Here is a 9,062-nt window from a genome sequence, read left to right as displayed (position 1 = left end):
ATCTCGGGCGCCCTGGTGGCGCTGATGCGCACCGGCGAATCGATTGCCACCAACTGCGTGATGGGAGCGGTGTGGGGGTTGCTCGGTGGCGCGCTGGTCGGCGCGATGGTCTGGGCCGGCCAGCAGGCCGCCCGGGACGTCGAGACCTTGCGGGCCATCCAGGACGACTGAGTTCAGCGTCGGGCGGCCTCGCCGGCAGCGCTGAGCCGCTGCTGCAGGAACGAGCGCTCGGCGCCGTTGGCGGTGACTGCCAGAGCCGCGTCGTAGGCATCCATCGCCTCGTCGTGGCGGCCCAGCCGCTGCAGCAACTCGGCTCGGGTGGCGTGGTACAGGTGGTAACCGCCGAGTTCCAGTCCCTCGATCGCGGCCAGCGCCGCTGCCGGGCCGCGGACCTCGGCCAGCGCCACCGCGCGGTTGAGCGCGATCACCGGCGTGGGGGTGCAGCTCATCAGCTGGTCGTACAGGCGCAGGATCTGATCCCAGTCGGTCTCGGCAGCGGTGGCGGCGTCGGAATGCACGGCGTTGATCGCGGCCTGCAGCTGGTAGGGACCGGGCCGGCCGCGGCGCAGGCAGCGCCGGACCAGCTGATGACCTTCCTCGATCAGGGCCCGGTCCCACCGCCGGCGATCCTGGTCGGGCAGCAGCACGATCGACCCGTCGGCCGCGGTGCGCGCCGCCCGACGGGACTGGGTGAGCAGCAGCAGCGCCAGCAGGCCCAGTACCTCCGGCTCGTCGGGCATCAGTTCAGCCAGCAGCCGGGCCAGCCGGATGGACTCCGCGCAGAGGTCCTCGCGTACCAGCACATCACCGCTGGAGGCGCTGTATCCCTCATTGAAGATGAGGTAGACCACCGCGAGGACGGCACGTAACCGCTCAGGCAACTTCGCTTCGGCCGGCACCCGGTACGGGATGCCGGCGGCCCGGATCTTGGCCTTGGCCCGGACGATGCGCTGCGCCATGGTCGCCTCGGGCACCAGGAACGCACGGGCGATCTCCGGCGTCGAGAGCCCGCCCAGCAACCGGAGGGTGAGCGCCACCTGCGCGGCACGGCCCAGTGCCGGGTGACAGCACGTGAAGATCAGCCGCAACCGGTCGTCGGTCACCGGTCCCACCGGCTCGGGTGGCTGATGGCTGAGATGCAGCAGGACAGCTTCGGCATGGCGATTCTCGCGGGACGCTTCGCGTCGAAGGTGGTCGATCGCCCGGTTGCGAGCGGTGGTGATGATCCAGCCTGCCGGATTCGGCGGGATGCCGGCTTCCGGCCACCGGTCCAGGGCCACCACGAAGGCCTCCTGAACCGCTTCTTCGGCAACGTCGATGTCGCCGAAGGAGCGGACCAGGGTGGCCACCGCACGGCCGTACTCGGACCGGAAGTGGCTCTCGATCTCGGTAACCGCGACCGGTCTCGACACAGCCATCGCTGCCGACGCTAGTCCGCGGCCTCGTCCTGGAACGGCCTGACCTCGACCGGCGCGCCGCAGGCCTTGGTGGCGTCGGCCGCCCAGGCCAGCGCCGCGTCCAGGTCGGGAGCCTTGATGACCCAGAACCCGCCGAGGTGTTCCTTGGTCTCGGCGAACGGTCCGTCGGTGGTCAGCAGCTCACCGTCCTGCATCCGTACGACGGTGGCAGTGTCGGCCGGGTGCAAGCCACCGGCGAACACCCACGCGCCCTCGGCCTGCAGCCTGGCGTTGTACTGATCGACGTCGGCGTACATCCGCTCGACGGTCTCCGGCGGGGGCATCTCCGCACCCTCGACCATGTGCACCGACAACAGATACTGCTTCATCGCGCTCTCCCCTGTGAGCAGGAACCGGCCCGTTGCCGATCCTCTATCCAGACAACGAACGGGCCAAGGCCGAATCGACACCGGGACGAGAATTTCCTGCGGCCAACTTTCCCGCGGCCGACGCCGGGGGCAGCGAGAGCCGCGGGAGGGGTATTCGGGCCGGGCGCTACTGAGCGGCTTGGTACTGCTCCAGAACGCTGCCGCTGATGCGGCCGCGGTCCGATACCGCAATGCCGTTCTCCGCTGCCCAGGCCCGCACCGCGGCGAGGTCCACCGAAGCCGACCGGCGCCCGCGACCACGGCCGCCGCTGCTGCCGCCGCCACGGGTGGTGCGAGCACCAACCGGCCTGCCCGCGTCGATATACGGCTTCAGCGCCTTTTCCAGCGCTGCTCGGCTCTTCTTGCTCAAATCAATCTCGAAGCTGCGACCGTCAAAACTGAAGGTCACGGTCTCGGCGTTGGGAGAGCCGTCGATGTCATCTGTGGTGACCACTGTCTTTGCCATGGACGCATCGTCCATCATGATCAAGTGCGCAGTCAAACCGACACAGCACATTCTTTTACTCTGACGTCCTTTTAGGGTGATTAAACCCGAACTTACGCCGGGACTTAGGATAGTCCGTCCATGTGTGCTGGGCGACATACGCCATCGCTGCCGCACCGGGCCGACGTGGATCACTCGTGGCTGGCGTGGAAAACCGCCTCGATCCCGCTGCGGCGGGCACGCGCGCAAGCCGAACGGCATGCTCGGGAGAACGTGGCCGCCATTGACTGCCTGCATAGCGTTGGTGACGAAAGCGACCGGCTGCTCAACCCGCCGGGTCCGGGTTCCAGGCCACCGAGAAAAGCGGTCGCACATCCTGCAAAGCCGCCGGCCGTGGCATCGCTGAGCGCGGGTATATCCGCTCCCAGTCGACGGTGCGCCGGTGCACCAATCCAGCGGTATCACGCGGCGCGAAAGTATAAGGCCCGGTTACCCGGCCGACGAGCAGCGACTGGCCGCCTGATACCAACACCGCGATGTAATCGCCGGGCCGAACCCCGTCGACGAATTCAGCAAGTGCCCGCAATGCCCGTGACGGCCGCCGGGAGGGGCTGGCCTGCAGTTCGCGCAATGCCGCCAGGTCTCCGGCAGAGGCGTCGGCCGGTACGCCGGCAGCCTCGCCGAATCCGACCACGCCGGTCAGCACCGCCCGGCCCAGCGCATGCTCGGACTCCGGGCGCAGCACCCAGAGGAACCCGTGTGACTCGGTGGCCGAGCCGGCCGGAACCGGATCGGGCTCCGGCCAGAAGTAGTCGAGGCCTGCTGGAGTTTCGGGGAACAGCGGCCGGTAGAACTCCGGGTCCTTGGCGATCAGCTGGCTGCGGTGCGAGCGGTGCAGCCGCTCATCGCCCAGCCAGGTCGGCAGCAGCGAGTCGCGCCGCAGGTCATCCTGGGTCAGTTCGCGAACCCAGGGCGCGAATTCCGCGATCTTCCCGGCAGTCGAGTCCGCATGGCCGCGGCTGGTCCAGACCCGTACGCAGTCCAGCCCGTATCGCACCAGTGCGGGGGTACATCCCCGCCACATTCGCACGACCGGGTGGTTCTGCCAGCCGTATTCGGGCAATTCCAGTGCCCGCAGGATCTGCAGGGTCTCCACCCGCTGCTTGCCCAACCGCTGGCGATCCAGCACCTGCGCCGTGGCCAGGAAACTCGGGTAGGGCAGGAACGTCTGCACCTTTCCAGAGTGCCCGACGCGCTCGGCCGGTCGGAACGCCTTGGCGCTCCGGTGTGCCGGCTAACTTCGAAGGAGGGGCCGGATGCTGAGGATTTGTGACGAAGTGCCGATCGGGCCGTGCGCGTCGTGGAGAACGCTGGTGGTCAGGCCGATTCCGCTCGGCCCGAACGTGACACTGGTGTCGAACCCGACCCAGTCACCGCGTGGCTCGGTGAAGAGATGGGCAGTCAGGTCGAGGTTGGGAAAGGCGACCTCTCGGGGGCTGACGCGGACGGTCATGCCGTTGGCGATGTCGAGAAGACCTGCCGTGCTGGCGACCTGGCTGACCTGCTCGTCCCTGATCAGGGGCAGTGGCGTGCGCACCCAGAAGGCCGCGCGGCCGGGCTCGGCTTGTGCGCGGCGTACTTCCACCGAGGCGATGAAGCCGCCGGGCCACACCGTGGTGGGCGACCACGCCGGCATGGCCTCCGGTGGCGGAATCGAGGCAAGTGGCGTGGCCTGGAGGTCAGGACTGTCGTTCGGCTGCATCAGCCACGCCCGCAGCAGTACGGCAGGGCGCCCGCGGTGTTCGAGGACGGCCTCGACGAGTTCGATGGTGCGTCCGGGCCGGGTGAGGTTGACCTCGACCTCGACCTCTTCGACGGGGAGCTTTCCGAGGATGTCGTAGGAAAGGCGGCCGATGACCAGGTCGCCGCGCCGGGCGTCATGGTCAAGTTCGACCGCGTGCGCGAGCAGGCCGAGCGCGGGTGCGATGTGTTGCTCCGCCGTGTTCCACGCTCCGCTGACGTGCTCGGTCGGCCGGAAGGTCGTCTCGCCGGTTCGCTCGAAGTAGGCCATCGACGGGTCTCGTCTCCTGTGGGCGCGCGGGGGTGAGGTTCAACTATGCCGAACGTGCTCAGCCAGTAGCGTGGGACGTCCGCGCTGTCGAGGCGGCTGATCGCGAGACCCAAACCGATACTGCTCAGCAAGGTCACAGGGGGCCCTGCGGGACAGCCGAGTCCTGCGACGTCATTCGTTGAAGTGTCGGGTGGCGGATGAGGACATCGACGCGTGCCTACGCACCAGCACCGGAGGCCACCAGGCCGCGGACACGGCCCCGCCCCTGGTAGCCCAGGGCATCGTGGTCACCCGCCGCATCGTTCCCGCCGAATCCCTTGACCAGCAGCAGGACACCGGCGGCCACCTCGAAGAGTCCTCCCGGGACGGACAGGGCCAGGCCGACGTGGTAGCCCGCGACCTCGAGCAGCCCGCCGAGTGCGAAGACTGCGTAACCGAACATTCCCCACGCCGCCAGGAGTCGGGGCAGCAGGCGTGCCTGCAGCAGCACCCGGCAGAAGAACACGCTGCCGGCGCCGAGTGCCACCATCGCCAGCCAGTACGCGTACTGGCTGGTCTCCTGCGCAACCCGCCCGGCAGCGGCAAGCGCCGGTCCCGCGCCACCCTCGGCGTTGGCGTCGGCGTCGGCACTCTCACGGGCCAGCGGTAGAAGCGCCAGCACGCCCAGCGTCGAGACCGCCAGCAGAACTGCTTCCACCGTGCGGGTGATCAGGTAGGTGTTGGCGGTGGGCAGGTGATGCCGCCGGAGAACGGGGAACGCCACCACACCGATGGTGGCGACGGCAAAGGAGTTGAGCAGCATGAGCACGACGCCCACTGAGAGCTGCGCCTGCTGGTCTGCGCCTCGCGGCAGCGGGTCGACGCCGCTGGTCGCCGAGGCGACCAGGAAGCTCCCGCCCCCGTACAGCAAGAAGCCGAGCAGGATGAGCCCGCCCACCACTCGGCCGGCTGATTTTCTGTTCATGTCGAGAACCTTTCGTGGGGACGGAGAGCCTGCGGTGGAACCTGACCTAACAGTGTTAGGTTGGTGAGGTTGACGGTAACCTAACGCTGTTAGGTTGTCTAGCCGTCGCAGTGGCTCGTTCCGGACAGGGAAGAGGAGCAAGTAATGGGGCGAAGGCCGGCGGCGGACGCGACTCGCGCTCCGGTGTCCAGGGAGCGTGCCCTCGGCGCCGCGCTCGCCGTGGCGGACACCGAGGGCATCGACGCGGTGACCATGCGCCGGCTGGCGCGCGAACTCGGGGTCGAGGCTGCCTCGCTCTACCACCACGTTCGGGGCAAGGAGGAGATCCTCGACGGCCTAGTCGACCTCGTCTCCGGCGAGATCCCCGCTCCGGTAGCGGAGCCGGCTGACTGGCGAGCGGTGACCCGCGAGCGCGCGCGCAACACTCGGGACGTGCTTCGCAGGCACCCCTGGGCGGTCAGCCTGATGGCATCGCGCACCACGCCGGGACCGGCCACCCTCCGTCAGCTGGAAGCCGGCATCCGGCCCTTTCGCGTGGCCGGCTTCTCGGTCGCGATGGCCGCCCACGCGATCTCGGCCGTCGACAGTTACGTCCACGGCTTCGTGCTGCAAGAAGTGAACCTGCCCTTCCGCGACGAGTCGGAACTCGCCGCCATGACGGGTGCCATCATGCAGAGCTTCCCGGCCGAGGACTTCCCGCACCTGTTCCAGCTGACGGTCGAGCACGTGCTCCAACCCGGCTACGACTACGGCAACGAGTTCGGCTTCGGGCTGGAGGTGCTACTCGACGGCCTCCAATCAGCGCTCGACCGGTAGCAGGCTGGGCGTCGGGATCCGCGGCGGGGTGCGCCACTCCAGATCGAGCCGCAGTTACACGTTGAAGCGGAACTCCACCACGTCGCCGTCGGCCATCACGTAGTCCTTGCCCTCGATGCGCACCTTGCCGCGCGCCTTGGCCTCGGCCATCGACCCGGCGGCGACCAGCTCGTCGAAGGACACCACCTCGGCCTTGATGAATCCCCTCTCGAAGTCGGTGTGAATGACTCCGGCGGCCTGCGGCGCGGTGGCGCCCTTGGGGATCGTCCAGGCGCGGGACTCCTTCGGCCCGGCGGTGAGGTAGGTCTGCAGGCCGAGGGTGCGGAAGCCGATCCGGGCCAGCTTGTCCAGACCCGATTCCTCCACCCCCATCGACTGCAGCAGCTCCAGCGCCTCGTCGGGCTCCAGCTCGGTCAGCTCGGCCTCGGTCTTGGCGTCCAGGAACACCGCCTCGGCCGGCGCCACCAGTTCCCGCAGCGAGGCCAGGAAGTCCTCGTTGGCCAGCTCACCGGGATCGACGTTGAACGCGTACAGGAACGGCTTGGCGGTCATCAGGTGCAGCTCGCGCAGCGGCTGCAGGTCGAAGCCGGCACCGCCCGCCGCGAAGACGGTGCGGCCGGCGTCGAGCACCGCCTGCGCCTCCTTCACCGCCGCCACCACCACGAGCTTGTCCTTGGCGGTCCGGGCCTCCTTCTCCAGCCGCGGCAACGCCTTCTCGATGGTCTGCAGGTCGGCCAGGATCAGCTCGGTGTTGATGGTCTCGATGTCGTCGGCAGGTGACACCTTGCCATCGACGTGCACCACGTCGGGATCGGTGAAGGCCCGGATCACCTGGCAGATCGCGTCGGCCTCGCGGATGTTGGCCAGGAACTTGTTGCCCAGCCCCGCGCCTTCCGACGCGCCCCGGACGATGCCGGCGATGTCGACGAAGCTCACCGTGGCGGGCATGATCCTCGCCGAGGAGAAGATCTTCGCCAGCACCTCCAGCCGCGGATCGGGCACCCCGACCACGCCGACATTGGGCTCGATGGTGGCGAACGGGTAGTTGGCGGCCAGCACGTTGTTACGGGTCAGCGCATTGAACAGCGTCGACTTGCCGACGTTGGGAAGTCCGACGATGCCGATAGTGAGGGCCACGGGCGTGCAGTCTACGGCGCGGCGCCGGCCCCACCCGACCGCCGACACCGCCTGACGTTCCGGTCGCCCGCACCGGTGCCGCCGCGCGCCTGCGGCAGAACTGTCATAGGCGGGGATCAGCATGGGTCCATGACCACATTCGCAATCCTGGTGCTCGGCCTGCTGCTCGGGTCGGCCCTCGGCGGGGCTGCCGGGTACTGGTACGGCCGCGCCCGGGGCGCACTGTCTGAATTGTCGCAAGCGCGGCTGGACGCCGCCCGGGGCGCGGCGGCCGGCGACCTCGCCGAGCGCCAGCACTCGATCGAGGCGCTGGTCAGCCCGATCCGCGACGCGCTGCACCAGGTCCAGGCCCAGCTGCACAGCGCCGAACGGGACCGGCTCACCGCGACCTCGGCCCTGGATGAGCACCTGTCGGCGATGCGACTGTCGGCCGACGGCCTGCGTACCGAGACCGCCCAGTTGGTGACCGCGCTTCGCGCGCCACAGGTGCGCGGCCGGTGGGGCGAGCTGCAGCTGGAGCGGGCGGTGGAGATAGCCGGCCTGGTGGAGCACGTCGACTACCTGGTTCAGCCCACGTCGCCGGGCACGCCGGCCAACGACGGCGCGCTGCGGCCGGACCTGGTGGTCAATCTGGTCGACGGCAAGCACATCGTCGTCGATTCCAAGGTGTCCTTCGCCGGTTACCTGGAAGCCATGGAGGCGCGCGACGAGTTCAGCCGGGCAGCGCGGCTGAAGGCCCATGCCCGGCAGCTGCGCCGGCACGTCGATGACCTGGGTGCCAAGGCGTACTGGAACCGGTTCGATCCCTCGCCGGAGTTCGTGGTGTGCTTCGTCCCGGCGGATGCGTTCCTGGACGCCGCGCTGCGCGAGGACCCGGCGCTGCTGGAACATGCGTTCAGCCGCAACGTCATCCTGGCGACTCCCACCACCCTGGTGGCCCTGCTGCGCACCGTCGGCTACACCTGGCGCCAGCAGGCGCTGGCCCGCAACACCGCCGAGGTCAGCCGGCTCGGCCGTGAGCTCTACCAGCGGCTGGCGAGCATGGGTTCGCACCTGGACAAGCTGGGCCGCTCGCTGGACGCCGCGGTGAGCAGCTTCAACAGCACCGTCGGAACCCTGGAAGGCCGGGTGCTGGTCAGCGCTCGCCGGCTGGCCGAGCTGTCGGTGGTCGATCCCGCTGCCGACGGCCAGCTGGCCCAGACGGAGCAGATCCTGGCGGTCACCCGGACGCTGACAGCCGAGGAGTTGATGAGCCGGGTAACGTAAGGCTCGTGTCACCTGCGAATGGAGCGACCTACGTGCCGGACCAGCCAGAGGCCCCTCACCGCCTCGCCGGGCAGCGTCCGTACGTCGAGCCGTTCCACGGCTCCACAGCTGCCGACGGGTCATCCGCCGATGCCGGGCTGCCTCAGCGCCACCGGCCCGAATCCGGGCTTCCGGGCTGGCTCGCGGTCCTGCTGCTGATCGGCATCGCCGGGGTCGGCGGCCTCATCGACTCCCTCAGCGGGAGCGCGGTCCGGGGCGTGTTCAACTACAGCCTGGTCTTCGCCTCACTGATCGCGATCCTGGTGGTCCGCCGCAGCCAGATGTTCAACGTCGTGATCGCGCCGCCGCTGGTGTACTTCGCCGCCTCGGCGGGCCTGCTCTACGTGCGCACCGGCGGCTTGCACAACCGCGGCAAGCTCATCGACGCCGCCACGAACTGGATCGTCTACGGCTTTCCGGCCATCGCCGGGGCCACCGCGGTCGTGCTGGTGATCGCCGGCATCCGGTTGATGGCCCGGCGCTAACGCCCGGCTACGCC

Annotated in this window: 10 protein-coding genes; 3 read left to right on the top strand and 7 right to left on the bottom strand. The window is 69.0% G+C overall.

Annotated features, from left to right (window positions below):
* Nucleotides 1-173: 173 nt before the first annotated feature.
* From VF542_RS09165 to VF542_RS09140, 6 genes are all read right to left on the bottom strand, one after another.
* On the bottom strand, nt 174-1,418 hold the full coding sequence (locus VF542_RS09165) for an RNA polymerase sigma factor (protein WP_408651396.1): 1,245 nt from the start codon (nt 1,416-1,418) through the stop codon (nt 174-176).
* Nucleotides 1,419-1,429: 11 nt separating this feature from the next.
* On the bottom strand, nt 1,430-1,786 hold the full coding sequence (locus tag VF542_RS09160) for a YciI family protein (RefSeq protein WP_408651395.1): 357 nt from the start codon (nt 1,784-1,786) through the stop codon (nt 1,430-1,432).
* 166 nt (nt 1,787-1,952) lie between these two features.
* Nucleotides 1,953-2,309, bottom strand: a complete 357-nt coding sequence (locus tag VF542_RS09155; RefSeq protein WP_408651397.1) for a histone-like nucleoid-structuring protein Lsr2 — start codon at nt 2,307-2,309, stop codon at nt 1,953-1,955.
* Nucleotides 2,310-2,595: 286 nt separating this feature from the next.
* Nucleotides 2,596-3,504: an MSMEG_6728 family protein gene (locus VF542_RS09150; protein WP_408651394.1), complete on the bottom strand. Its 909-nt coding sequence runs from the start codon at nt 3,502-3,504 to the stop codon at nt 2,596-2,598.
* Nucleotides 3,505-3,564: 60 nt separating this feature from the next.
* Nucleotides 3,565-4,341: a thioesterase family protein gene (locus VF542_RS09145; protein ID WP_408651393.1), complete on the bottom strand. Its 777-nt coding sequence runs from the start codon at nt 4,339-4,341 to the stop codon at nt 3,565-3,567.
* A 217-nt stretch (nt 4,342-4,558) separates the two neighbouring features.
* The gene (locus VF542_RS09140; RefSeq protein ID WP_408651392.1) at nt 4,559-5,305 is read right to left on the bottom strand and encodes a DUF4386 domain-containing protein; all 747 of its coding nucleotides are present in this window, start codon (nt 5,303-5,305) and stop codon (nt 4,559-4,561) included.
* A 144-nt stretch (nt 5,306-5,449) separates the two neighbouring features.
* Between VF542_RS09140 and VF542_RS09135 the strand changes: the two genes are divergently transcribed.
* The gene (locus VF542_RS09135) at nt 5,450-6,121 is read left to right on the top strand and encodes a TetR/AcrR family transcriptional regulator (protein WP_408651391.1); all 672 of its coding nucleotides are present in this window, start codon (nt 5,450-5,452) and stop codon (nt 6,119-6,121) included.
* 54 nt (nt 6,122-6,175) lie between these two features.
* Here VF542_RS09135 and ychF read toward each other — a convergent pair whose 3' ends face one another.
* The gene (ychF, locus tag VF542_RS09130; protein ID WP_408651390.1) at nt 6,176-7,258 is read right to left on the bottom strand and encodes a redox-regulated ATPase YchF; all 1,083 of its coding nucleotides are present in this window, start codon (nt 7,256-7,258) and stop codon (nt 6,176-6,178) included.
* Between the two features lie 129 nt (nt 7,259-7,387).
* Here ychF and VF542_RS09125 point away from each other — a divergent pair, with 129 nt between their 5' ends.
* Nucleotides 7,388-8,524 carry a DNA recombination protein RmuC gene (locus VF542_RS09125; protein ID WP_408651389.1) on the top strand — a complete coding sequence of 379 codons (1,137 nt, stop codon included), beginning with the start codon at nt 7,388-7,390 and terminating at the stop codon, nt 8,522-8,524.
* Between the two features lie 32 nt (nt 8,525-8,556).
* A complete protein-coding gene (locus VF542_RS09120; protein WP_408651388.1) occupies nt 8,557-9,048 on the top strand; it encodes a DUF6542 domain-containing protein in 492 nt (163 codons plus the stop codon).
* The last annotated feature ends 14 nt before the right edge of the window (nt 9,049-9,062 follow it).

The organism is Jatrophihabitans sp., assembly GCF_036389215.1.
Classification (GTDB): Bacteria; Actinomycetota; Actinomycetes; order Mycobacteriales; family Jatrophihabitantaceae; genus Jatrophihabitans_A.
Note: the sequence above shows the minus strand (reverse complement) of the source record. Positions and strands in the feature narration are given on the sequence as shown.